Source organism: Lactobacillus psittaci DSM 15354 (assembly GCF_000425905.1).
Lineage (GTDB): Bacteria > Bacillota > Bacilli > Lactobacillales > Lactobacillaceae > Lactobacillus > Lactobacillus psittaci.
Genome location: NZ_KE384473.1, coordinates 354,266 through 377,859, shown reverse-complemented (window position 1 = coordinate 377,859; position 23,594 = coordinate 354,266). Strand labels below are relative to the sequence as shown.

General features: G+C 34.6%; 25 protein-coding genes. 19 read left to right on the top strand and 6 right to left on the bottom strand.

Features of this window, described 5'->3' with window-relative positions; all coding sequences use genetic code 11:
• Nucleotides 1–8 precede the first annotated feature (8 nt).
• The 16 genes from H628_RS0105900 (at nucleotide 9) to H628_RS0105825 (ending at nucleotide 15,473) form a co-directional block, all read left to right on the top strand.
• The gene (locus tag H628_RS0105900; RefSeq protein ID WP_027825627.1) at nucleotides 9–962 is read left to right on the top strand and encodes a PhoH family protein; all 954 of its coding nucleotides are present in this window, start codon (nucleotides 9–11) and stop codon (nucleotides 960–962) included.
• Entirely contained in the window at nucleotides 962–1,486 is a 525-nt protein-coding gene (gene ybeY / locus H628_RS0105895; RefSeq protein ID WP_027825626.1) for an rRNA maturation RNase YbeY, read from the top strand. Before H628_RS0105900 ends, ybeY begins: the two co-directional genes overlap by 1 nt.
• Entirely contained in the window at nucleotides 1,486–1,908 is a 423-nt protein-coding gene (gene cdd, locus H628_RS0105890; RefSeq protein ID WP_027825625.1) for a cytidine deaminase, read from the top strand. Before ybeY ends, cdd begins: the two co-directional genes overlap by 1 nt.
• Nucleotides 1,892–2,800 (top strand): GTPase Era, encoded by a 909-nt coding sequence (gene era / locus H628_RS0105885; RefSeq protein WP_027825624.1) that lies wholly within the window; start codon nucleotides 1,892–1,894, stop codon nucleotides 2,798–2,800. The genes cdd and era overlap by 17 nt, the downstream gene beginning before the upstream one ends.
• Nucleotides 2,800–3,555: a DNA repair protein RecO gene (gene recO, locus H628_RS0105880; protein WP_027825623.1), complete on the top strand. Its 756-nt coding sequence runs from the start codon at nucleotides 2,800–2,802 to the stop codon at nucleotides 3,553–3,555. Before era ends, recO begins: the two co-directional genes overlap by 1 nt.
• A 244-nt stretch (nucleotides 3,556–3,799) precedes the next feature.
• Entirely contained in the window at nucleotides 3,800–4,717 is a 918-nt protein-coding gene (glyQ, locus tag H628_RS0105875) for a glycine--tRNA ligase subunit alpha (RefSeq protein WP_027825622.1), read from the top strand.
• Nucleotides 4,710–6,776, top strand: a complete 2,067-nt coding sequence (gene glyS, locus H628_RS0105870) for a glycine--tRNA ligase subunit beta (protein WP_027825621.1) — start codon at nucleotides 4,710–4,712, stop codon at nucleotides 6,774–6,776. Before glyQ ends, glyS begins: the two co-directional genes overlap by 8 nt.
• Before the next feature lie 52 nt (nucleotides 6,777–6,828).
• Nucleotides 6,829–8,619 (top strand): DNA primase, encoded by a 1,791-nt coding sequence (gene dnaG, locus H628_RS0105865; RefSeq protein ID WP_027825620.1) that lies wholly within the window; start codon nucleotides 6,829–6,831, stop codon nucleotides 8,617–8,619.
• A gap of 14 nt (nucleotides 8,620–8,633) precedes the next feature.
• Entirely contained in the window at nucleotides 8,634–9,728 is a 1,095-nt protein-coding gene (gene rpoD, locus H628_RS0105860) for an RNA polymerase sigma factor RpoD (protein ID WP_027825619.1), read from the top strand.
• 62 nt (nucleotides 9,729–9,790) lie between these two features.
• Nucleotides 9,791–10,480 carry a tRNA (adenine(22)-N(1))-methyltransferase gene (locus H628_RS0105855; protein ID WP_027825618.1) on the top strand — a complete coding sequence of 230 codons (690 nt, stop codon included), beginning with the start codon at nucleotides 9,791–9,793 and terminating at the stop codon, nucleotides 10,478–10,480.
• Nucleotides 10,473–11,270, top strand: a complete 798-nt coding sequence (locus H628_RS0105850) for a Nif3-like dinuclear metal center hexameric protein (RefSeq protein ID WP_027825617.1) — start codon at nucleotides 10,473–10,475, stop codon at nucleotides 11,268–11,270. The genes H628_RS0105855 and H628_RS0105850 overlap by 8 nt, the downstream gene beginning before the upstream one ends.
• Before the next feature lie 16 nt (nucleotides 11,271–11,286).
• Nucleotides 11,287–12,525, top strand: a complete 1,239-nt coding sequence (gene pepT / locus H628_RS0105845) for a peptidase T (protein ID WP_027825616.1) — start codon at nucleotides 11,287–11,289, stop codon at nucleotides 12,523–12,525.
• A 294-nt stretch (nucleotides 12,526–12,819) separates the two neighbouring features.
• Nucleotides 12,820–13,191: a GntR family transcriptional regulator gene (locus tag H628_RS0105840; protein ID WP_027825615.1), complete on the top strand. Its 372-nt coding sequence runs from the start codon at nucleotides 12,820–12,822 to the stop codon at nucleotides 13,189–13,191.
• Nucleotides 13,184–13,885 (top strand): ATP-binding cassette domain-containing protein, encoded by a 702-nt coding sequence (locus tag H628_RS0105835; protein WP_027825614.1) that lies wholly within the window; start codon nucleotides 13,184–13,186, stop codon nucleotides 13,883–13,885. Before H628_RS0105840 ends, H628_RS0105835 begins: the two co-directional genes overlap by 8 nt.
• A gap of 1 nt (nucleotide 13,886) precedes the next feature.
• On the top strand, nucleotides 13,887–14,690 hold the full coding sequence (locus H628_RS0105830) for a hypothetical protein (protein ID WP_027825613.1): 804 nt from the start codon (nucleotides 13,887–13,889) through the stop codon (nucleotides 14,688–14,690).
• A 15-nt stretch (nucleotides 14,691–14,705) separates the two neighbouring features.
• Complete coding sequence (locus H628_RS0105825; RefSeq protein WP_027825612.1) at nucleotides 14,706–15,473, top strand: hypothetical protein; 768 nt, start codon at nucleotides 14,706–14,708, stop codon at nucleotides 15,471–15,473.
• A 54-nt stretch (nucleotides 15,474–15,527) separates the two neighbouring features.
• Here H628_RS0105825 and H628_RS0105820 read toward each other — a convergent pair whose 3' ends face one another.
• Nucleotides 15,528–15,713, bottom strand: coding sequence for an LBP_cg2779 family protein (locus H628_RS0105820; protein ID WP_027825611.1), 186 nt, complete (start codon nucleotides 15,711–15,713; stop codon nucleotides 15,528–15,530).
• A 69-nt stretch (nucleotides 15,714–15,782) separates the two neighbouring features.
• Entirely contained in the window at nucleotides 15,783–16,364 is a 582-nt protein-coding gene (lepB, locus tag H628_RS0105815) for a signal peptidase I (protein ID WP_027825610.1), read from the bottom strand.
• Nucleotides 16,365–16,450: 86 nt separating this feature from the next.
• Between lepB and H628_RS0105810 the strand changes: the two genes are divergently transcribed.
• The 3 genes from H628_RS0105810 to H628_RS0105800 all read left to right on the top strand — a co-directional run bounded on the left by H628_RS0105810 (nucleotide 16,451) and on the right by H628_RS0105800 (nucleotide 19,514).
• Complete coding sequence (locus tag H628_RS0105810; protein WP_027825609.1) at nucleotides 16,451–17,155, top strand: hypothetical protein; 705 nt, start codon at nucleotides 16,451–16,453, stop codon at nucleotides 17,153–17,155.
• Nucleotides 17,156–17,227: 72 nt separating this feature from the next.
• Nucleotides 17,228–18,139, top strand: a complete 912-nt coding sequence (locus H628_RS0105805) for a hypothetical protein (RefSeq protein WP_236692236.1) — start codon at nucleotides 17,228–17,230, stop codon at nucleotides 18,137–18,139.
• Complete coding sequence (locus H628_RS0105800) at nucleotides 18,129–19,514, top strand: RsmB/NOP family class I SAM-dependent RNA methyltransferase (RefSeq protein ID WP_236692235.1); 1,386 nt, start codon at nucleotides 18,129–18,131, stop codon at nucleotides 19,512–19,514. Before H628_RS0105805 ends, H628_RS0105800 begins: the two co-directional genes overlap by 11 nt.
• Before the next feature lie 35 nt (nucleotides 19,515–19,549).
• Here H628_RS0105800 and fni read toward each other — a convergent pair whose 3' ends face one another.
• From fni to mvk, 4 genes are read right to left on the bottom strand one after another with little or no spacing between them, the layout of a single operon-like run.
• Nucleotides 19,550–20,566 (bottom strand): type 2 isopentenyl-diphosphate Delta-isomerase, encoded by a 1,017-nt coding sequence (gene fni, locus H628_RS0105795; RefSeq protein ID WP_027825606.1) that lies wholly within the window; start codon nucleotides 20,564–20,566, stop codon nucleotides 19,550–19,552.
• A gap of 10 nt (nucleotides 20,567–20,576) precedes the next feature.
• On the bottom strand, nucleotides 20,577–21,653 hold the full coding sequence (locus tag H628_RS0105790; RefSeq protein ID WP_027825605.1) for a phosphomevalonate kinase: 1,077 nt from the start codon (nucleotides 21,651–21,653) through the stop codon (nucleotides 20,577–20,579).
• Nucleotides 21,654–21,673: 20 nt separating this feature from the next.
• Complete coding sequence (gene mvaD, locus H628_RS0105785) at nucleotides 21,674–22,645, bottom strand: diphosphomevalonate decarboxylase (protein WP_027825604.1); 972 nt, start codon at nucleotides 22,643–22,645, stop codon at nucleotides 21,674–21,676.
• Nucleotides 22,645–23,559 carry a mevalonate kinase gene (gene mvk / locus H628_RS0105780; protein WP_027825603.1) on the bottom strand — a complete coding sequence of 305 codons (915 nt, stop codon included), beginning with the start codon at nucleotides 23,557–23,559 and terminating at the stop codon, nucleotides 22,645–22,647. Before mvk ends, mvaD begins: the two co-directional genes overlap by 1 nt.
• Between the last annotated feature and the right edge of the window lie 35 nt (nucleotides 23,560–23,594).

The following is a 23,594-nucleotide window of genomic DNA, read 5'->3' as shown; positions in this document are numbered from 1 at the left end:
ATGATTTAATGCCTCAATTTACATTTACGCCTAAAAATCCTGCTAACCTTATGAGCTTAGTGGGTATTAATGATGCTAACTTAAAATTATTGGCTGATGGATACGACATCAAGGTTAGTGATACTGGAAATGGTATTTTGATTGATTCACCAGATGAAAAGAAAATCAAACTTGTCGTTAAGGTTTTGGCTGCTTTAGAGAAGGTAGTTAACTCCGGAGTAAGTATTGCTGCACCTGACGTTGTAAGTGCCATGAAGATGGCTGAAAAAGGGACAGTAGAGTTTTTTGGCGATTTATACAATAAAGTTTTAATTAGAGACGCCAAGGGACGACCAATTCGTCCTAAAAATGCTGGTCAACAAGCCTATATTGAAGCTATTCAAAAAACTGATATTGTCTTTGGAATTGGACCAGCTGGTACTGGTAAAACTTTCTTAGCTGTTGTAATGGCTGTTAGTGCTTTTAAAAATGGTGAGGTCTCACGTATTATTCTAACTAGGCCTGCAGTCGAAGCTGGGGAAAGTCTTGGATTTTTACCAGGTGACTTAAAAGAAAAAGTTGATCCATACTTAAGACCAATTTATGATTCTCTTTATGCAGTGCTAGGTACTGAAACGACTAATCGGTTAATGGAACGTGGAGTAATTGAAGTTGCACCACTTGCATACATGAGAGGACGTACACTAGATGAAGCATATGTAATTTTAGACGAAGCCCAAAACACCACCGATGCTCAAATGAAGATGTTTTTAACGAGACTTGGATTTAATTCTAAGATGATTGTTAACGGGGATGTTACTCAAGTTGACTTGCCAGGAAGACAACATAGTGGTTTGCTTGATGCAATGCATATCTTAAAGGACGTTGATCAAGTTAAATTTGTTAACTTTACCTTTAATGATGTTGTTCGTCACCCAGTTGTGGCAAAGATTATTAGAGCTTATGAAGAAGAAGGACACTAATGGACGCTATTGATATTACCTATAATGATGAGACTAACTTTTTAGCTGATACCAGTCGCGATTGGCGTAAATGGATTATGGATTTACTCCTCATGGCTAAAAAAGAAATTGGCAAAGACAATAACTTAGAAATGAGTATTAACTTTGTTGATGAAGATAAAAGTCACCAAATTAATCGTGATTATCGTGATAAGGACCGCCCAACCGATGTAATTTCTTTTGCGATTGAAGACGGAGAAGAAGGCGTAGATCTTTCTAGCTTTATTGAAGACCCTGATTTTACCGAAGATATTGGTGACTTATTCATGTGCATCAGCGTAATTAAACGTCACGCCGAAGAATATGGAACCGGATTTGATCGCGAATTTGGTTATACTTTAGTTCATGGATTTTTACACTTAAATGGTTATGACCATATTGAACCAGCTGAAGCCAAAGAAATGTTTGGCATCCAAGGTAAAGTTTTAGAAGAATATGGTTTGCCCCTTTACCCAGATCAATTAGACGAAGGACGTGGAAAATAATGAATTCTGAAGAAAGAAAGCTATATGATCTTGCCGTTAAGCATTTAGATACAGCTTACGCACCATATTCTAAATTTCATGTTTCAGCTGCATTGTTAACTGAATCTGGAAAAATTACTACTGGAGTTAATATTGAAAATGCTGCTTATGGATCAACTATTTGTGCTGAACGTGTGGCAATTTTCAATTATGTCAATCAAGGCTTAACTAGTGATCCAATTAAGTGTTTGCTAATTACTGGAAATACTAGCCGGCCTATTTCACCATGTGGCTCATGTCGTCAAGTAATGGCAGAATTTATGCAAGCTGGCACAAAAATTATATTAACCAATGCAAAAGGTGATTATAAAGAAGCGACTCTTGCTGATATTTTACCTTATTACTTTACAGATGGAGATTTAGCAGATGGCAGAAACAAATAAATTTAAGTCAGGTTTTGTTGCTTTAATTGGTCGTCCAAATGTTGGTAAATCAACTTTGATGAACCATTTAATTGGTCAAAAAGTAGTTATTACCTCAAATAAGCCTCAAACAACTCGGAATAAAATTTCTGGTATTTTTACGACTGATAACTTACAAGCTGTATTTGTCGATACACCAGGAATCCACAAACCTAAAAACAAGTTAGATGACTATATGGATAAGGCTAGTCTTTCATCATTAAATGATGTTGACCTAGTATTTTTTATGGTTGAACCAGAAAAAGTTGGTAAGGGCGATGAATATATTGCTGATTTATTGTCAAAAGTTACAGTTCCAGTATTTTTATTAATCAATAAAATTGACCAAGTTCATCCCGATGCCTTACTTCCAGTGATTGAGTCATACCAAAAATTAGGTAAATTTGCTGAAATTGTTCCTATTTCAGCAACTAATGGTAATAATATGGAAGATTTGATTTCTACTTTATATAAATATTTACCAGAAGGGCCACAATTTTATGGTAGTGATGAAGTTACTGATCGTCCAGAATACTTCGTTGTTGCTGAATTAATTCGTGAACAGATTTTACGCTTAACCCAACAAGAAATTCCACATGCAACAGCAGTTGTAGTTGATCGAATGAATCAAAGAGTTAATGGTAAGTTACAAGTTGAAGCTACCATTTACGTTGAACGTGATGGTCAAAAGAAGATTATCATTGGTAAAGGCGGAAGTATGCTGAAAAAGATTGGCATTCAGTCTCGTAAACAAATTGAAACTCTGTTAGGTGAAAAGATTAACTTGCGACTTTGGGTTAAAGTTCAAAAGAATTGGCGTACTGACCCAAGCTTTTTAAAGCAAATTGGATACGACAGTAAGGACTTGTTTTAATGGCTAAAGAAGTCGTTGAAATAACGGGGATTGTTTTTAAACGTCAAAGATATAAAGAAGCCGATGTCTTAGCTAAAATTATTAGTAAAGACATGGGCATTTTTACTATGCTGGTTAGAGGGGCTTTGCGGCCAAAGTCAAAACTAAGTGCGAGTGTTTTAGCTTTTTCTTTTGGAAAATATCAAGTCTTAACTAGTCAAAAGGGGCTTAGTACTTTAAAAACGTATAAAGATGTTAAGCAATTTACTAACTTATACAGTGATTTAACTCTAAACAGTTACGCATGCTATTTGTGTGATTTGTTTGACCATGCCTTTATTGAATATCAAGATATTGGACCTTATTACAACCTAATTGAAACAGCCCTCACTAAAATTGATCAAGGGATTGATCCAGAAGTAATTTGCCAATTAGTTGAACTGCAAATGTTAAAGGCTTTTGGTGTTAAACCAGAACTCAAAAAATGTGCAATTTGTGGCACAACAGAAGGTAGTTTTGATTATTCAATTAGCACAGGTGGTATTATTTGCCAAAAACATTTTAATCAAGTAACACGTCTTCATTTAACTTCTAAACAGGTCGCCTTGCTTAGAACTTTAGGATTAATTCAATTACAGCGATTAGGAAATATTGCAGTTTCATCATCATCAAAAGCTGCTTTAAGAAAGGCAATTGATCGAATTTATATTCAAACAGTTGACCTAAATTTAAAAACTAAAAAGTTTTTAGAAGAGATGCGTCGACTAAAGATTTAATGCTCACTTTTAGTGAAAATATGGTAAAATATTAAAGTACATTGACGAAGATGAGGATAAGAAAAGTACTAGTAAAGCGAGTGCTGTTTGATGGGAGAGCACCTAGGAAAAGGCACCTCTAGTCGACTTAATTAAGAGCAGGAAACAAATAGCTTCCTGAATTAGGGTGGAACCGCGAGATAATCGTCCCTATGCAATATTTTTGCATAGGCTTTTTTTATGCCTTTGCACAGGAGGAAAAATAATGTCAGAGAAGAAATTAAATGTTCAAAATATGATCTTCAAACTAGAACAATTTTGGGCTTCTAAAGGCTGTATGATTATGCCTTCTTATGATGTAGAAAAAGGTGCGGGAACAATGAGCCCTTACACCTTTTTACGAGCAGTTGGCCCAGAACCTTGGGCAGCATGTTATGTTGAACCTTCAAGAAGACCAGCAGATGGTCGGTATGGTGATAACCCTAACCGGTTATTCCAACACCACCAATTCCAAGTAGTTATTAAGCCTGCTCCAATTGATATTCAACAATATTACTTAGACAGTCTTCGCGTTTTAGGTATTGAACCACTTGAACACGATATTCGTTTCGTTGAAGATAACTGGGAAAATCCTTCAATGGGTTGTGCTGGTGTTGGTTGGGAAGTATGGCTTGATGGGATGGAAGTCTCACAATTTACTTACTTCCAAGTTGTTGGTGAATTAGACGTTAAACCAACAATGAGCGAAATCACTTATGGGGTTGAAAGATTAGCTTCATACATTCAAGACGTTAACAGTGTCTTTGACCTTGAATGGGGAAATGGCATTCTTTACCGTGATATCTTCAAAGAACCTGAATACGAACACTCTAAGTATGCCTTTGAAGAAAGTAATCAAGAAGAATTACTTAAATTCTTTGATACTTATGAAGCTACTGCTAAAGAATTACTTGGTAAGAACTTAGTTCACCCAGCATACGACTATATCTTAAAGTGTAGCCACACTTTCAACTTACTTGATGCTCGTGGTGCTGTTTCTGTTACTGAAAGAGCAGGCTACTTAGCGAGAATTAGAAATATGGCTCATGAAGTTGCTCAATGTTTCGTTGAAGAACGTGAAAAGCGCGGCTTTCCATTACTTAAGAGTGCAGAAGTAGAAAAGGCGGAGAGTGAAAATGACTAAAGACTATTTATTTGAAATTGGCACTGAAGAAATGCCAGCTCATGTTGTTGCTAGAAGTGTAAAGCAATTAGCTGACCGAACTAGCAAATTCTTAAAAGAAAACGGTTTGGAATTCAAGGCAATTAAGACTTTCTCAACCCCACGTCGTTTGACGATTTTAGTTCAAGATCTAGCCGAAAAACAAGCTGACATTGACGAAGTTAAAAAGGGTCCTGCAAAGAAGATTGCCTTAGATAGCGATGGTAACTTTACCAAGGCTGCACAAGGATTTGTTCGCGGTCAAGGTATGACTACTGATGATATCTACTTTGAAGAATTAAAGGGCACTGAATACGCATATGTTCATGTTCAAAAAGCTGGTAAGCTTGCTAGCGACATTTTATTAGGAATGAGCGACATTATTAAAGCTATGACTTTCCCTACTAAGATGCGCTGGGGCAGCAATGACTTTGAATTTGTTCGTCCAATTCACTGGTTAGTTTCATTATTCGGTAGTGAAGTTGTTCCAGTTAAGATCTTAGATATTACTGCTGGCCGCAAGACTATGGGACACCGTTTCTTAGGCGACAGCGTAATTTTAGCTAATAGCGATGATTATGAAGAAGCCTTAAAAAACCAATTTGTCATTGCTGACGCTGCTGAAAGAAAGACAATGATTGTTAACCAAATTGAAGCTTTGGCTAAGAAGAACAATTGGCAAGTTAAACTTGATAAGGGATTACTTGAAGAAGTTACTAACTTAGTTGAATATCCAACTGTTTTTGCTGGAAGCTTCGATGAAAGTTACTTAAACATCCCAGATGAAGTATTAATTACTTCAATGAAGGATAATCAAAGATACTTTGAGGTTTATGACCAAGATGGCAAGTTAATTAACCACTTTATTTCAGTTAGAAATGGTAACAAAGAATACCTTGAAAATGTAATTAGCGGTAACGAAAAGGTATTGGTTGCACGTTTAGATGATGCTCAATTCTTCTACGATGAAGATAAAAAGTACCCACTTAGTCACTTTGTTGCCCGCTTAGATAACGTTTCATTCCACGATAAGATTGGTTCAATGTCTGAAAAAATGAAACGTGTTAAGTTAATTGGTAACTATTTGGCTAAGAAGTTTAACCTCGACGAAGATGTGGTTAAAGACTTTGATCGTGCTAGTGAATTATACAAATTTGACTTGGTAACCCAAATGGTCGGTGAATTTGCTGAATTGCAAGGGGTAATGGGGATGCACTATGCTGAACTTGCTGGTGAAAACAAAGCAGTCAGCTTAGCAATTAAAGAACATTACATGCCTGTAACCGCAGAAGGTGATTTACCAACAAGTACAGTAGGAGCATTATTATCTGTTGCAGACAAATTTGATACCATCATTACTTTCTTTGCAGCTGGTATGATTCCTTCATCATCAAATGACCCATATGCTTTAAGAAGATACGCTTATGGTATTGTTAGAATCTTACTTAACGAAAACTGGTCATTAAACATTGATGCAGCCTTGCCAGAAATGGTGGAAATTTTAACTGGAAAGACCCCAGCTAAGATGCCAATGAACAAAGAAGACGATGAACAAATTTCACTCTTCATTCGTGACAGAATTAAGCAATTCCTTCAAACTAACAACTACAAGTACGATGTAATTGACGCAGTTCTTCACTCAAGTCAAAAAGATCCAAGTAGAATCTTAGAAGCTGCTAAAGTATTGCAAGCTCACCATGATAGTGAGGATTTCAAACCAGTAGTTGAAAGTTTAATCAGAATTCAAAACATCTTAAAGAAGGCTAAGTTTAAGGGTGGAGTAGCTGTAAACAGTAACTTATTTGAAGATGCTTCAGAAAATGAATTGTATTTAGCTACTGAAAACTTACAATCTATCAATAACTTAACTGAATTATATGAATCCTTTGTTAAAATGCAAAAGATTATTGACCGTTACTTTGAAGCTAATATGATTATGGCAAAAGATGAAGCTGTTAAGAATAACCGTCTTGCACAACTAAGTCAAATTAATGATTTAGCTACAAGATTAGGTGCTTTGGACATGTTAGTTATCAAATAAAAAAATAGATGGTAAAATATTATAGCTTGTAAAAAAGAATGGAGTGAGACAATTGGCTGGAAGAATACCTGAAGACTTTATTAATGAAGTAAGAAGTAATGTCAATATTGTTGATGTCATAAGTCAATATGTCTCACTGGAAAAAAAGGGTAAAGACTATGTAGGCCTTTGCCCTTTTCATCAGGAAAAGACTCCATCTTTTACAGTGAGTGAAGAGAAGCAATTCTTTAAGTGTTTTGGGTGTGGCAAAGGTGGAAATGTCTTCAGCTTTATGATGTACAAGGAAAATCTAACTTTTCCCGAAGCTGTAGAGAAGGTGGCTGAATATGCAAATATCTCAATGCCTTCTGGCTACCAAAAAGAAATTAAGCCACTTTCACCGTTAAAGAAAATTCAGCAAGATGCCAGTGACTTTTTCCATCATGTTTTATTTACTACTAAAGCTGGGGAACGTGCATTAAAATATGCCCGTGAGCGTGAATTGTCAGAAGAGCTGCTCGAGCATTTTCAAATTGGATATGCTCCCAATAGTGAGAAACTACTTCTAAGTTATCTCCAAGGCAAAGGTTATAGTGATACAGATCTCATTCAAAGTGGGCTCTTTTCACAGACTGAATCTGGTCAGCTACATGATCGTTTTCGTGATCGATTAATGTTTCCGTTAACCGATGAAACTGGGTATATTGTAGGTTTTTCCGGCAGAAGAATTTCTAATAACAAGGAATTAGCTAAGTATTTAAATAGTCCAGAAACAAGTATTTTCAATAAATCGAAGGTTTTATTTCACTTTCCTGAAGCTAAAAAAGCTGCACGTTCAGAAAAGCACTTGATTCTATATGAAGGCTACATGGATGTAATTGCAGCCTATAAGGCTGGGATTAAGTCAGGAATCGCCTCAATGGGTACAAGTTTAACCGATGAACAAGTTTATATGCTTAAACGTGTTACTAATAATATCGTCATTAATTATGATGGTGATGAACCAGGCCAACATGCAATTGAACGTGCAAGCAAAATGTTCAATCAGGTTGGTGGCTTTAGAATTGGGATTGTTTCCTTACCTGAAAATCTAGATCCGGATGAATATGTCAAAAAATACGGGGTTCAGCGCTACCAAGATGAAGTTAAAGGGGCAATTACACCAACCGACTTTTTCTTAAAACGTTTAGAACAAAAATATAACTTAGCTAATGATCGTGAAAAATTAGCTTATCTTGATGAAGCGATTAAAGTTATCGCTCCACTTTCTGATCCGGTTGAAAAAGACTTATATATTGCCAAATTAGCAAGACAAGCAGGGGTTACTCAGGATTCTTTAAAGGTTTCATTATTAAGAGAAGGTCGCAGACTTCGAGCTGCTAAGAGGCGAAAGCAACAATATGAAAGTGAAGAACCCGTTTTAGAAACCGATGTCACCCAGCAACACCATCAACCACAAAATAACGCTTTAATGCGGCTTCTATATCTTTTTATACATGCAGAACTCGCTCGAGAATATTTACTTAGTCGTAAATTTCTTTTTCCAGATGAATCATATGCAAAATTAGCTGAACTTTGGCTAAATTATGAGCAAACGCATGATAATGCTAAAATTAGTGAGTTTTATGATTTTATTCCAACTGAATTAAAGGGTATAATAGATAGCATGGAAATGAAGGAGATGCCCAAGAGTTACACAACTCAAGAAATTGATGACATCCTAGCTTCACTCAATCGTCAAGCTCAATCCAAAAACCTAGTAAACTTGCAAGAACAACTTAAGGATGCTGAAAGAAGAAATGATCAAGACTTGATTTTATCGACGCTTAACGCAATCCTAAAGACAAAACGTAATAATAATTAAGGGGAGGCTTATTAATGGCAGAAATGACTTTAGATAAACGAGTTAAGGAACTTGTCAAAGAAGTCAAAAAGAGTAAAGAGATTACGGAGACCGACTTTACTGAAAAGTTAATCAAGCCCTACAAGCTTGAAGGTAAAGCTGTTGATCAGCTTGTACAAGAGTTTGAAGATAATGGTATCAGCATTGTTGATGAAAACGGCGATCCATCAAACTTATCCTTAAAGAAACAAAAAGATGTTGAAAAAGAGGAATTAAAAGACTTATCTGCTCCATCTAGCATTCGTATGAACGATCCAGTTAGAATGTATCTTAAGGAAATTGGGCGTGTACCACTTTTAAGTGCTGATGAAGAAATTGCTTTAGCAAAAAGAATTCAAAACGATGATGAAGAAGCTAAGCAAGAACTTGCTGAAGCGAACTTGAGATTGGTTGTTTCAATTGCAAAACGTTATGTTGGACGTGGAATGCAATTCCTTGACTTGATTCAAGAAGGAAATATGGGGTTGATGAAGGCCGTTGATAAGTTTAACTATAAACTTGGTTTTAAGTTTTCTACTTATGCAACTTGGTGGATTCGTCAAGCAATTACTCGTGCAATTGCTGACCAAGCAAGAACAATCAGAATTCCAGTTCACATGGTTGAAACTATCAACAAGTTAATTAGAATTCAACGTCAACTTTTACAAGATTTAGGACGTGAACCAACGCCAGAAGAAATTGGTGCTGAAATGGATATGGGAACTGATAAGGTTCGTGACATCTTGAAGATTGCTCAAGAACCTGTCTCACTTGAAACACCAATTGGTGAAGAAGATGATTCACACTTAGGTGACTTTATCGAAGATAAAGACGCTACTAGTCCTGAACAACATGCATCATATGAAATGCTTAAGGAACAACTTGAAGAAGTTTTAGATACTTTGACTGATCGTGAAGAAAATGTGCTTCGTTTACGTTTTGGACTTGATGATGGTCGAACTAGAACTTTGGAAGAAGTTGGTAAAGTATTTGGTGTTACTCGTGAACGTATTCGTCAGATTGAAGCAAAAGCTTTACGTAAACTACGTCACCCAAGTAGATCAAACCAATTAAAAGATTTCTTAGACTAAGCGAAATAAAAAGCCCCTTATCGGGGCTTTTTTGATACAATCAATAAATAGGAGGGAATGCCATGCTTGAAACAAGACTTGCCCATTTAGCGGCAATGGTAGACGAAAATACACGTTTAGCTGATATTGGTACAGATCATGCATATTTGCCAATTGATTTAGTTAAATCAGGAAAGATCCAATTTGCGATTGCTTCAGATGTTGCCAAAGGGCCTTTAGACAATGCCAAAACAGACATTCTTGAAGCAGGATTAAGCAACCAAATTCAAACTCGTCTTGGTAGTGGCTTAGAAACAATTAAGCCTGAAGATAAAATTGAAACAGTTGTAATTGCAGGTATGGGTGGTAAGTTAATGACCGACTTACTTGAAGCTGCTAAAGAAAAAGATGAACTTTATCCTACTTTAATCCTCGAACCTAATATCGGCGAGTCAGGCGTTAGAAAGTGGTTGATGGAGCATAATTATCAGATTATTCAAGAAGAAATTATTGATACTGCTGGTCATATTTATGAACTAATTAAGGCTATTTTGACTGACAAGATGCATCAGTTATCTGATAAAGAAATTTTATTTGGACCATTTTTATTAAAAGAGAAGAATTCAGTCTTTATCAAAAAGTGGACTAACCAACTTGCTTACCAAAAGCAGCTTTTGGTTAATCTTAATAAGGCTAAAAATAAAGATATGACTCGTATTTCTGAAGTAGAGCAAAGAATTAAGTTTATTGAAGGAGAGCTAACAAATGACTAAAGTTAAAGACATTATTGCAAAATTGAATGAACGTTTTCCTGAAAATATTGCAAGTAGTGGTGACCCAGTTGGGCTTCAAATTGGCTCAATTGATGCAGAAGTTACTAAAATTATGACTACACTTGATGTGCGTCCAAATGTAGTAGATGAGGCAGTTGAAAAGGGTGTTGACTTAATCATTTCTCACCACCCAGTAATGTTCAGACCTGCTAGAAATTTAGACTTCAGTGACCCCCAAAATGCGATGTATGGCAAAATTATTGCAAATGGAATTACTGTTTATTCAATTCATACCAATTCTGATAAAGCTGAAAATGGTTCTAGTGACTGGCAAGCTGAAGAATTAGGCTTGACTGATGTTGAACCATTTGCAATTGATGATGACGGAATTGCTGTTGGACGTAAGGGTAAGTTACCCAAGCCTTTGAAGGCAATTGATTTTGCTTATTACGTCAAAAAGCAAATGAATGTTGATTTTGTTCGCTTAATCACAGCAAATAATGATAAAATGATATCAACAGTTGGTTTTGTGTGTGGTGATGGTGGTAAGTTCTGGCGTGATGCACTCAAGGATAACTTGGATGCATATATTACTGGAGATGTTTACTATCATGTTGGCCATGATATGATTTCAAGTGGCTTAACTGTTGTAGATCCAGGCCATTATACAGAGAGTCTGTTTAAGACCAAATGTGCTGAAGTTTTAAATGATTTTAAGGCTGATGAAAAGTGGCCAGTTGAAATTATTATCTCACAAGAATCAACTGATCCATTCCAAGATTTAATGTAAGAAAGAAGATAGAGTTATGGAATATCCAACTTTACTACCTCGATTTTTGAAATACGTTAAAATTAACTCACGCTCTGATGAGCATGCTGATCGTTTCCCATCTACTCAACGTGAAGTTGATTTCCAAATGGTTATTAAGAAGGACTTAGAAGAATTAGGTCTTTCAGATATTCACTACAATGAAAAAGCTGGTGTTTTAATCGCTGAAATCCCATCAAATGTTGACTATGACATGCCAGTAATGGGCTTTTTAGCACACTGCGATACTGCAGACTTTAATAGTGAAAATATTAAACCACAAATTGTAGAAAACTATGATGGTGAAAGTAAAATTCAACTAGGTGATAGTGAATTTTACTTAGATCCTGCTGTTTTCCCTAACATGAAGAAATATAAGGGTCAAACTATTATTTCTGCTTCAGGTGATACCTTACTTGGTGGGGATGACAAGTGTGGTGTCAGTGAATTAGTAACCTTTGCAGAATACTTACTAGCTCATCCAGAAATTAAACATGGCCGTATTCGGTTAGGCTTTACTCCAGATGAAGAAATTGGTACTGGTGCTGGACATTTCGATGTAGAAGACTTTGGGGCTGATTTTGCTTATACTGTTGATGGTGAAGCTCCTGGTAAGCTTGACTGGGGAACTTTCTCAGCTGCTCAATTTGTCCTTGATATTCAAGGGGTTAACGTTCACCCAGCTGTTGCCAAGGGTCAAATGATTAACGCAGTTCAAGTTGGTATTAATTTCCAAAATGCTCTTCCACAAAATGAAGTTCCTGAACAAACTGAAGGCAGAGAAGGCTTCTACCACTTAATGAACTTCCAAGGAACAGTTGATCATGCGCACCTTGACTACATTATTCGTGATTTTGAACGTGATGGCCTAGAAGCTCGTAAAAACTTGGTAAAATCAATCGTTAAAAAGATGAACGATGAATTCGGTCAAGAAAGACTTAAACTTAAAATGTGGGACCAATACTACAACATGGCCGACGAACTTAAAAAGCACATGGAAGTTGTAGATTTGGCTCGTGACGCATACAAGGCTGAAGGTTTGACAATTAACGAAGATCCAGTTCGTGGTGGTACAGATGGTTCACAATTAACTTACATGGGCCTTCCATGTCCAAACTTGTTTGCCGGTGAAGAAAACATGCATGGTCGTTTTGAATACACAGTGCTTGAATCAATGTGGAAAGCTGTTGATGTCATGATTAAAATGGCACAACTTCATGCAGAAAGAAGCAAGTAGTGAAACAATTTTAGTAGTTTAAAGCAAAGATTACTGTTATTTAATCGATGAGAAGCCTTAAATAGCAAGCTTTGCTAAACTATTAATAAGTAAGTTTGTTATTCACTTACTATAAGTTTGATAAATATAAGGTCATAAATGCTTTGATAGAGGCATTTATGACCTTTTTATTTTTTCGATGTAGCTAAAACACAAAACGTGAAACTAAATTTTGATTTTTTTACTTGCAAGCTTGAAATAAATACGTTATTATAGCAGTGTAATAGATATATAATACAATGAGAGGTGAGGTAAATGGAGTTCAAAGATAATGTACCGATTTACATCCAAATTGAACAATATTTATACCGACAAATTGTGCTGGGAAAGTTAGAGGCAGGACACCGTATCCCTTCAGTTAGACAATTAGCTGTTGATTTAACTGTTAATGTCAACACTGTACAACGGGCATTGCAAGAGATGAATAATCAAGGAATACTTTTTACCAAAAGAGGAGAAGGGAATTTTGTAACAGAGGATACAGAATTAATCACTTTAACAAAGAAAAAGCTCTTAGATGAGGAATTAGATCAATTTGTTGAAAATATGCATTCATTTGGAATTACGAAAGAGCAAGTAATCCCAACCTTGCAAGATTACTTACAAAGGAGATATGGAAATGAGTAATATTTTAGAAATTAAAGATTTAAGCTATAAAATGAATCGAAAGACAATTTTACAAGATATTAACTTAAATCTAGTAGAAGGAAAGATTGTCGCTTTACTAGGCGAAAATGGTGCTGGTAAAACCACCTTAATGCGATTAATTTGTGGTTTAGCAAAGCAAAACAAGGGACAAATTGTTGTTGCAGGTCAAACTGATATAGCTGCAAAGAAAGCATGTTTATCATTTACTGACAAACTAACTGGCTTTAGTGATGCTACAAAAATTCAAAAAATCGTTGATTTTTATGAAGCAATTTATCAAGATTTCAGTGTAGAAGAATTCAACAAATTAAGAGATTTCATGAAGTTAAATAACAATATGAAATTGGGTCAGCTATCCCGTGGGATGAAAGAGAAATTAATAATTGCTTTAGCCTTCTCTAGACAGGTAGATTTATATTTATTAGATGAACCATTTAGTGGAATTGACTCAATGTCTCGAAGAAAAATCATCAATTCAATTATTCTTTGGAAGAGTGAGAAGTCAACTATCTTAATTTCTGATCACTTTGTCAATGAAATTGCTAGTTTACTTGATGAAGTAGTAATCATTAAAGACCATCAAATTTTGACACATAAAAGTGCAGAAGAAATTAGAGCTACTGGTCAAACAATTGAAGACTATTATGAAAAGCAATATGAAGGAGAAGAGTAATATGACGACTATTAGAAAAGTCTTTAAGCTAGGACTAAAAGATAGAGTTCGTTTAATTAACAAGTTTTTACTTTTCCAACTTGCTGGAACACTTTTATTAACTTTATATCTATTTTTTATCGCTAAAGAAAAAATTACCGGGATGCCTAATTCAATCCTTTCAATTTTTACTGTGCAAGTAATGGCAACTAGTTTTCCAATTGACTTTATTATTTTTATCTTTTTAATGGGCAGATTTGCTAATGATATGAGACATGCAACCTGGCACCTAGTACCACTTAGCGAAAGTAAAATCTTCATTACTGGATTTTTAACAAACATTGTTGCATACATTTATACAGCTGTTTTACAAGGTATCGCTTTATTTTTATCATTATTACTTCAATATAACTTCTTTTCGAAATTATTTAGACAATTTAGTAGAAATTTATCAGATAAGGTTTTCGTGGGTAAACTAAATGAAGTTTTAAGAATATCCAGTCAAATCTTTATTTTAGTCGCTGTAGTTATTTTAAGTCTTTGCTTACTTTTATTCTTAGTAAGTATGTTAACTCGTATTATCTTACGTAATATTCCTGGAATAAAGGGAGAATCCCTCAGTAAGACAGTTATGGTCGTTGTTTACGTAATCCTTTGGATTGGAATCAGTAAATTAGCTAACTTACTTGACATGATTCATATTAATGGATTGAAATTTGAAGACGATTTGGGCTTAACAATAATTTCCTCAATTATTACTTTTATTGGATTATTACTCTTAGATGCCTTTATTTACCAAAAATTTGATCAAGCAAAAGTTGATTAAAAGGGAAGGATTACAATGAATTTATTTAATGAACTAGCCAAAAGAAGATTAAAGCTAGCAAATATTTTGTTGGCAATTCAATTTATAGTATCAATTGCTTACTTCCTTTTTGGAAATTTTTCAGAAGCCGGAACAACACTCTTTAACTTCAATTTAGACATGAGTTGGGGCATAATATATCCTGAAAGACAATTGCACCTTGTCCGTGCTTTTGATAATTCAATGATGACTTTTGACTTAATTTTCTTTATCTTTCTTTGTATTAGTGTTGTTAAAGTCTTACAATCAACGACTTGGAATCTTATTCCAATGGCAAAATGGAAAATCTTAAGTAATAATATCAGTTCTGCCTTTATTGGCTGTGCATATTTCTTTGCAATTCAATGGATTTTTATTACTTTAGCATTTGGTGCAAGTATGATTAATCATCCCCATATTGTAGCTAGAGATCTCAACAACTTATTAGATTCACAATTTGCTTTTACTTTTGGGATGTTACTACTATTTTTAACATTTATCACACTAACAATTATATTTACACTTATTTCAGTAGTTTGTTTACAATTTTTAATTAGTTCAAACTTGCGAAATGGTTTTCAAAAGAATATCGTGTTCATTATCGGTCTTGTCTTATTTGTAATAACTTTATATATTTATGACCAACTAGCACGAGGATTAATTTTAAACCTCAATTTCTTTATCTCATATTTGATTGTCTTCTTGATTAGTATGGCAATTGCATATTATTTGTTTATTAACTACTATGAATGTAAAAAAGATTAAGATTTTAGATACAAAAAAGCGATTAGCTTCAATAGCTAATCGCTTTTCATATTACTAATTATTACTTTGAATGTATTCAAGTACCTGATTAATTTCTTCACCAGTAAATTCACCTTCACCAATTTTCATTGCATGAATCTTTTCAACAGAGAGGTGACAAGCAAATGCTAATTCAGTATCATTAACATGATGCTCAACTTGAAAATCAATAATAGTATTTGAAAGTTCATCTGAACTCATTGTAATCAACTCCTTAGGCTCATTAAACAACGCTTTCTATAATTCTATTGTAGCCAATTTTAGTGAAGTTTAAAAGCCAGACACTTTGGTAATAGGCCAATATCTGAATATTACACGTCCAACAATTGCCTTGCGCTTAACAAAACCAAAGTAACGAGAATCCTTAGAAACATTACGGTGATCACCCATTACGAAGTATGAATTTGCAGGTACTTTACTTACACCAAATAATTGCTTAAGCGTAAAATTATTAGTATATAATTGGCCTTTGGCAAGTTTTGATTCATATTGCTTTAGATATGGTTGACTTACTTTTTTACCATTGATATATAAGGTGTCATTCTTAGATTGAACTGTATCACCAGGTAATCCAATTATTCGCTTGATGTAAAGGGCACCAGGTTGATCAGGCGCATTTAGAATTACGATATCATTTCGCTTTAAGCTGGTATGTCTTAAGGCAATAATTCGATCACCATTTTCAAAAGTAGGCTGCATTGATGGTCCTGAAACTGTATCATTTGAAAGTACAAAGGTAAAGACAACATAATAAATTCCAAGCAAAACAGCAGCCATTACAATTACTTGTAAAATCCACTTACCAAAACTTTCGTTTTCTTCTTCGCGTTTTGCTTTTTTCTTAAAAGCCATAAAACCTCTCCTTTTTGTTAACTGTCTATTATTATAACTGATTTTTGCAGGAATGAATGGTAAAATCCTATTAAGGAAAGTGAAAAATGACGGATTTTTTAACCAAATTGATTAAACTAGATAATGAACTAAATATAGCTGAATTGCATCAGCAAGTTAAACAAATTATCAATACTTGTAATTTGCTAGACCAAAAGTTGATACCGCTTAAACAAGTACCTAAACTAGGAATTAAAGTTATTGATAATAAGACTAAATTAGCCAATAACTTACTTAATAATTTTCGACAATATTTATCCATGCATTATGGTTTGTGGTCACTGCCAAATCTCACAACAGCTAAACTGATTATTAACCGATATCAACCCAACTTAATATTGGAAGTGATGGCTGGGAACGCTGCATGGTCAAAGGCATTTCAGCTTGCCGGAGCACAAGTAATCGCAACAGACAATTTAGAGTGGGCTAAATCTTCTAATACTGGCCAAAAGCAGCTAACTCATGTTGAAAACCTCACCGCAAATGCTGCTTTAAGTAAGTATCAAAACTGTGATTTAATTATTTGTTCTTGGGCTCCAAATTTTGGTCAAGCCGATGTTGAATTAACTTCATATTGGCGTCAGCATTCTAACGCCAAACTATTGGTTGTGGGAGAAGAATTAGGAGCAACTAATTCAGCGGCCTTTTGGTTAAATGAAACCTTTGCAACTTCAGCAAATTTAAAAGAGATAAATCAAAGCTTCACAAGTTTTGATTTTATCAATGAAAAAATTTTTGAGATTGAGAGATAAAAGGGAATAATGAAAATAAGAAAATATAGTATATTAGCTTTCATCTTTATTTGCTTTTTACTAATAGGCTTAATGGTATCTAATCTACAATCATTAAGCGCTGACCAAGTTTTAACTGCTAATGGCTTATCTGCCAATTCTAGAAATCTAACAACTAAGCGGAAGATTTCACTTAGGACCTTACTTCAATATACTGAAAAGAAATTTAGTAAAGAAAAAATTACTTTCGAGTTTTATAACAAGTATGATACAGATCAAGTACTGATTTGGTCTAATTATGAAAATACTTTATTACCTGTAGCTAAAGGGAAATATTTTACTCCAGATCAATTTGAGGGAAGAGTTAGCTTTGCCTTAACTTCGCCTACATCAAATGTAAAAACATTAAAAGTCCAAGACAATCAATATATTGTTCTCAATAACAACTACATTTCAGTTGTCGGTAATTTAAAATCTGTTGATGATAGTGTACAAACCAAATATTTCATAACAACTGGGGTTAAGCAAGCTAACTCTAAAATTAATCTTTCAAATTTCAAAATAATTGTCGACACCTCAAGCAATCGTGTGGTAGAAGAACTAAGTTCTTACTTAAATGGTAAAGTTTCAACACCAGCAATTGTTTCAAGCCATCGAACTACTCATGTAAGACGTGCAATTGCGTACAGCGTTATCATAATTTTTATTATGTTAAGTATGGCTTTATCAAGTTTTTTAGTTGCAATTATTAATCACCGTACAACTCAAATGGATAAAATCAAATATGAATTACATAAGTTCTATTTAAGAGCACGGATAAGTAGATTTAATCTCTATAATATTTTCGCAGCTATAGTTTCTTATATTGTTTTATGCAATCATGCATTCTTTACCAACGAAAATATGCTGATTTATCTTGATTTATTTGCAATTGTCTTAATGTTAATTGGTTACCTTGCTACTATCCTATATTTAAAGAGAAAGGAAGAACAGCGTGTCAGATAAGATAAGCTTACCAGTAGAATTTATCAATAAATATCAAAAATTACTTGGCAATCAAGCACAGCAGTTTTTTAAAGCAATTGAAACTGGGGAAACGCAAAAAGCTTTTAGACTTAATCCTTTAAAATGTGATTTCAAAAATGTTTCTTTAAATCTCTCAAAGCCAGTTTCTGGTCAAGCTAATGCATATTTGGGTCAAGTTGACGGCAAAGGGATAGATTGGGTTAGTGGTTATGCTTATTCGCAAGAACCAAGTGCAATGTTTCCAGCAAGAGCACTAGCTGTTAAACCTGGCGAAACTGTACTTGATTTATGTGCAGCTCCTGGTGGGAAGTCGACCGCACTCTTAGCTGATTTAAAAGAAACTGGTTTATTAGTAGCTAATGAGATTTCTACTAGTAGAAGTAAAAATTTAAGAGAGAATATTGAACGCTGGGGAGCAAGTAACTGTCTAGTAACAAATGAAGACTCTTTTCGTTTAGCTGAAAAATTCCCTCAATTTTTTGACGCAATTTTAGTTGATGCTCCATGTAGTGGGGAAGGGATGTTCCGAAAAAATAGTGATGCGATTACTTATTGGAGTCAGGACTATGTCCTTGAATGTCGAAAACGCCAAGAAGAAATTTTACACAATGCTGTTAAAATGCTAAAGCCTGGCGGTAGGCTTTTGTATTCAACTTGCACCTATGCACCTGAAGAAGATGAAGGGATTTGCGAATATCTAATTACCAAAGAAGATTTACAAATAATTCCGATTACTAGCTTTAAAGAAGGCAGTAAAGGAAGAAATGAATGGGCTAACGGGATTGACGTAACTGCAAGTCGGCGTTTTTGGCCTCAAACCGGAATAGGTGAAGGCCAATTTATGGCTTTATTTGAAAAGCCAAATACTCAAGTTAGTCTTCCAAATAAAGCTAAGAAAAAAAAGAGTAAACGGAAAAATCAGACTAAAGAATTATTCACTAAAGCAGAACGTGAACTTGTAATAGATTTTTTAAATGACTTTAAATTGCCTGAATCAGTGCAAAACAACTTAGATAAGCTCAGTAAAAGTAAAAATCATGTTTTTATTCCTGTGATAGAAGATACAGCTGGAATTAAAGTAGTTAATAATGGACTAGAACTTGGCTTATTAAAAAAGAATCGTTTTGAACCCAGTCACCAACTTGCTTTAGTTCTGGCACAAGTTTTGCAAGACAAGGTTATCAATTTAAAGACAGCTGACGAATTTAAATCATATCTTCACGGTGAAACTATCACAAGTGCAGAAAATCTATCTGGATTTGTATTAATTAGCTACCAAGGGAAAATATTCAGTTTTGGTAAAAAGACCAAGCAAACCGTTAAAAATTTTTATCCAAAAGGATTAAGAATTTAGAGCAAGCAAAAAGGACAGATAAAATCTGTCCTTTTTTAATCTTCTAAACAAATAACTTCTTGTAATAAGCCACTAGTTAAGACATATTTGATATTTTTTGCTTCTTCTACATGGTTAATTCCAAAAAGTGCAAATAAGCCAGCAAGTTCGGCTTCCAAACGCAAAACTTGCTCAACCAAACCATTTTCACCCGAATTTTCATAAACTTGCAAAAACAAATTAGCAATACCTACTGATTTAGCTCCCAAGACCAAGCACTTTAAAATATCAAGTGCATTTCTAACACCACCTGAAGCAAAAAAGTTAATCTCAGCATCCTTAGCGAAGATAGCAGACTTTACTGTTGACAAGCCCAGTTCATCTAAATATGGTAATGGATGTTTTGCTCGGGCATTTTCAATTTGAGCAAAGTTCGTACCACCAGCACCACCAAGATCAATTAAATTGAAGTCGTTTTTCTTTAATAATTTAATACTTGCTTGATCAAAACCAAAACCAACTTCTTTGATGATTACCGGAACATCTACAATATCCCTAATTGCTTTTAACTTATCAAGCCATCTAAAATCACGGTCACCTTCAGGCATAGCTAATTCTTGAACAGCATTAATATGAATTTGTAAGGCATCAGCATCTAATTCTTTGACGATTTCTCTCGCTATTTTAGCAGGTGTATTAGGATTTACATTAGCAAAAAATAAGCCATCAGGATTTTCCTGACGAGCAACATAAAAACTCGCAAGTTGTTCTTTTTCTTTAGCTAAAATACTGCTAGAACCCGTAGCAAAAGGTATCTGACCAATTCGGCTAGCCTTACCAATTGCACGATTAATTTCTTTTGATTTAGCTGAACCACCAGTCATTGCATTTATATAAAATGGCGCATGAACTTTTTTACCCAAAAGTTCATATGTAATTGAACTCTTGTTAACATAACTTTCAGGTAGAGCAGGGCGCATTAATTGCACGCGATCGAAATCATTAGCCTTGATTTCAAAATACTTTTTTGCTAATGCTAAGTGTTCTTCTTTTCTTTGAGAATGTTGTGACATAGTTTTTCCTTTAATTAGATAGGGTGTGAACTTGAAAATCTAGTGGAATAATACCAGCTTCGCGCCATTCCATTTTAAGCAGTGATTCCCTTTGTGCATGATTAGTAATGACGATTCCACAATCACCATTTCCAGCTCCTGAAGTTTTGGCTGCAAAGCCAAAGCTTTCTGCAATTTCAATTAATTTTGTTAGCCGAGGAATTTCAATTGCAATGTGATTTAACTTTGCAAAATTTGCTAAGATTTTACGATTTCGCCGAATTTCATTTTGAATTTGGTTAATATCGTTTTCTTTAAAACCTTTAATCATTGCTAAAACGCAAGCACGAGAATCATTTAAAAAATGTTGATATTCTTTTTTTATGTCCTCTTTATGGGCATCTGTTTTATCAACTAATTGAGAAGTTGAAGCAGGTTGTCCACTCCAGCCAATTAGTAAATCCATGCCAGCTGGTGGAGTTAAAACTTGTACCAAAAGACCAGGCCAGGCTTGCTCAATAATTTTTGAAAGTTTCTGATGTGAAAGTTGTGCCTTCAACCACTTCTTGTCAAAAGTTTGATAGGCAAGCCACCCACCATAGACACTTGCGGCAATATCACCAGCTGAGCCATTCCCTTGAACATTATAGTGGGAGATAGCTGCCAATTTAAAAATTAAATCTTTATTTAATTCAATTCCATAGAAATATAGGATTGCTTTGACAGTTGCTACAGTGACAGCTGCTGAAGACCCTAGGCCATATTTTTTGCCATCTTTACTATCTAAATCAGAATCAATATGTAAATCAAAGATTTTTAGTTTAATTCCATTTTCTACTAAATATTGTTCAGTAAACCTAATAGCAGAAATGATGTATTCAAATGGATTATCGCGATTATCAATCACCATTTTATTACCACTTCGGCGCCAGTGGATTGAATTTTGAGAATACTGCTTAGAATGGATAACACCTGTCATTCCATGAGCCGGAAAGATAGTAGCTGTAACAAATTGGTCTAAGGCGACAATTATTGCTGGACAATTTTGTTCTAAAACTGCATATTCACCTGCGATATATAATTTTCCAGGTGCCTTTTCAATTATCAATTTAAAACCCTCTAATCTTTTTAAATCTGTTCATTTAAGTATTGAATACCCGGTCCAAAACCACTTTCGACTATTTTAACAGTTGGCAATAACTGCTTAACAGCTTTTTGAATTTCTTTGCTGTTTCTTAATTCTGTCAAAATTTTAACATTAGGACCCGCATCAATTGTGTAGTAACATTCAAGTCCTTGCTTACGTAAATCCTGTACCAAATGAATTAAAGCAACAGTTTCAGGTTCAAAGTAGGTAAAAGGAGTCTCACAGGCCAAATTAACTGCATGCATTTGACTAGCATTTTGCTCAGCTAATTCACCTAAACTAGTAAAATCATTATTTTCAATTGCAGCCTTCATATCAATAATTTGCGCTTCATTCTCATGAATCCAAGGAATAAAGAAGGGGCTAGTTTTTGCCATTTCCATTCCTTGGGTAGAAGATATCTTCTTTTGTTTAGTATTTAGTTCAACTGCAATCATCCTTAAATCCATTTCAGGAGTTTCATCAATTGCTTCACCAAAGCTGGTAGCGCTATTTTGCCCTTGATGCCAAATAGCAAAACCACCAAAAATAGATCTGGTAGCACTACCTGAACCTAAACGTGCCAAAATGGACAAGCCTTTTTTTGAAATATCAAGCTGATAAGCTTTAACAAAACTAGCAGCTAAAGCTGCAAAGGCTGAACTAGAAGAAGCGAGCCCGGCACTTGTAGGGACATGATTTTGACTAATTACGTGAAAATTACCTGATACATGGAAGAGCTTTTGCAAGCGCTCTACATAACTAATTACTCGCTCACTAGCTTTACCAGTAACCAGCTCTCCATTAAGATAAAATCTTTTATCTTCAGTATCTAAAACCAAGTTTGTATCTGTATAAAAAGCATCTAACGTCATAGAAATACTAGACATTAACGGTAAACGTAAGTCAGCGTCTTTTTTACCCCAATACTTGATTAAAGCAATATTTGTATGCGCACGTGCAGTATTATTCATCATACTTCCTCAATCCAATAATTACTAATTAAAATTCCAGCATTTTGAGCTATTTTTTGAGCGGTTTTCTGATCAGGGCATAGGGCAATGACAATCCCACCTAAGCCACCACCTGATAGTTTTGCACCATAAGCTCCAGTATTAATCGCTAATTTTGTTAGTTGATCAATCTTAGGAGTCGACACTTGCAAAGTCTTCAAACATGCCTGAGCTTGCGTCATAAGTTTTCCCACAGTAGCTGCGTCATTTTTAAGCCAAGCATTTTTGACATTATCAGTTAAAAGACCTAGACGTTCAATAGCAGCTTTAGCTAAAGTTGAGCTAGCAATTAAAGCTTTAACAAGTTGAACAGCTTCTTTAGTATTGCCCAAATCTCCAGTATCCATAATTAAAAGATAAGCATTAAGCTTTTGTTTTAAATATTCAATTCCAGTATTTTTATTGAAAAAGACTAAATCATCGGAATTGACCGTTGCACTATCTAATCCGCTAGCTTTACCATGGTTAATAGTTTCAGCAAAATTAGTAATGTTCATTATTTCTTCTTCTGACAAATTAAGTTGGAAGAAATCGTTTAATGCTTTAGTTGTACCTAAAGAAACGGTTGCGCTTGAACCCAGACCACGTTCAATTGGAATTAAACCAGTGTATTTTATCTTTAAATATGGGGGATTCGCAATCAAATTTAGAAAATGTTTAAGGATATACTTTAAGCCATTATATTCAGCTGGTGCTTCAAAAAAGTCACCGTGGTAACGATCTGTATCCATATAATATTCTGGGGTTTGATTTAAAGATACAGTTGTTTTGATATTTAAAGATTGAATTGGCATACTTAAGGCATTGTAGCCATAAACCACAGAATGTTCACCAATTAAAATCACTTTACCATGTGCTAGATAAGATGACTGCAAATTAATTCCTCCTAGAACTTCCTATGCTAAAATAA

Coding starts and splice junctions, on each gene's coding strand:
- glyQ (WP_027825622.1), top strand. CDS start 3,800: ATGTCAGAGAAGAAATTAAATGTTCAAAATATGATCTTCAAACTAGAA.
- cdd (WP_027825625.1), top strand. CDS start 1,486: ATGAATTCTGAAGAAAGAAAGCTATATGATCTTGCCGTTAAGCATTTA.
- lepB (WP_027825610.1), bottom strand. CDS start 16,364: ATGGCTTTTAAGAAAAAAGCAAAACGCGAAGAAGAAAACGAAAGTTTT.
- mvaD (WP_027825604.1), bottom strand. CDS start 22,645: ATGAATAATACTGCACGTGCGCATACAAATATTGCTTTAATCAAGTAT.
- H628_RS0105850 (WP_027825617.1), top strand. CDS start 10,473: ATGACTAAAGTTAAAGACATTATTGCAAAATTGAATGAACGTTTTCCT.
- glyS (WP_027825621.1), top strand. CDS start 4,710: ATGACTAAAGACTATTTATTTGAAATTGGCACTGAAGAAATGCCAGCT.
- era (WP_027825624.1), top strand. CDS start 1,892: ATGGCAGAAACAAATAAATTTAAGTCAGGTTTTGTTGCTTTAATTGGT.
- H628_RS0105835 (WP_027825614.1), top strand. CDS start 13,184: ATGAGTAATATTTTAGAAATTAAAGATTTAAGCTATAAAATGAATCGA.
- H628_RS0105855 (WP_027825618.1), top strand. CDS start 9,791: ATGCTTGAAACAAGACTTGCCCATTTAGCGGCAATGGTAGACGAAAAT.
- rpoD (WP_027825619.1), top strand. CDS start 8,634: ATGGCAGAAATGACTTTAGATAAACGAGTTAAGGAACTTGTCAAAGAA.
- H628_RS0105825 (WP_027825612.1), top strand. CDS start 14,706: ATGAATTTATTTAATGAACTAGCCAAAAGAAGATTAAAGCTAGCAAAT.
- H628_RS0105820 (WP_027825611.1), bottom strand. CDS start 15,713: ATGAGTTCAGATGAACTTTCAAATACTATTATTGATTTTCAAGTTGAG.
- H628_RS0105840 (WP_027825615.1), top strand. CDS start 12,820: ATGGAGTTCAAAGATAATGTACCGATTTACATCCAAATTGAACAATAT.
- pepT (WP_027825616.1), top strand. CDS start 11,287: ATGGAATATCCAACTTTACTACCTCGATTTTTGAAATACGTTAAAATT.
- recO (WP_027825623.1), top strand. CDS start 2,800: ATGGCTAAAGAAGTCGTTGAAATAACGGGGATTGTTTTTAAACGTCAA.
- H628_RS0105810 (WP_027825609.1), top strand. CDS start 16,451: ATGACGGATTTTTTAACCAAATTGATTAAACTAGATAATGAACTAAAT.
- H628_RS0105900 (WP_027825627.1), top strand. CDS start 9: ATGCCTCAATTTACATTTACGCCTAAAAATCCTGCTAACCTTATGAGC.
- ybeY (WP_027825626.1), top strand. CDS start 962: ATGGACGCTATTGATATTACCTATAATGATGAGACTAACTTTTTAGCT.
- H628_RS0105830 (WP_027825613.1), top strand. CDS start 13,887: ATGACGACTATTAGAAAAGTCTTTAAGCTAGGACTAAAAGATAGAGTT.
- fni (WP_027825606.1), bottom strand. CDS start 20,566: ATGTCACAACATTCTCAAAGAAAAGAAGAACACTTAGCATTAGCAAAA.
- H628_RS0105805 (WP_236692236.1), top strand. CDS start 17,228: ATGGTATCTAATCTACAATCATTAAGCGCTGACCAAGTTTTAACTGCT.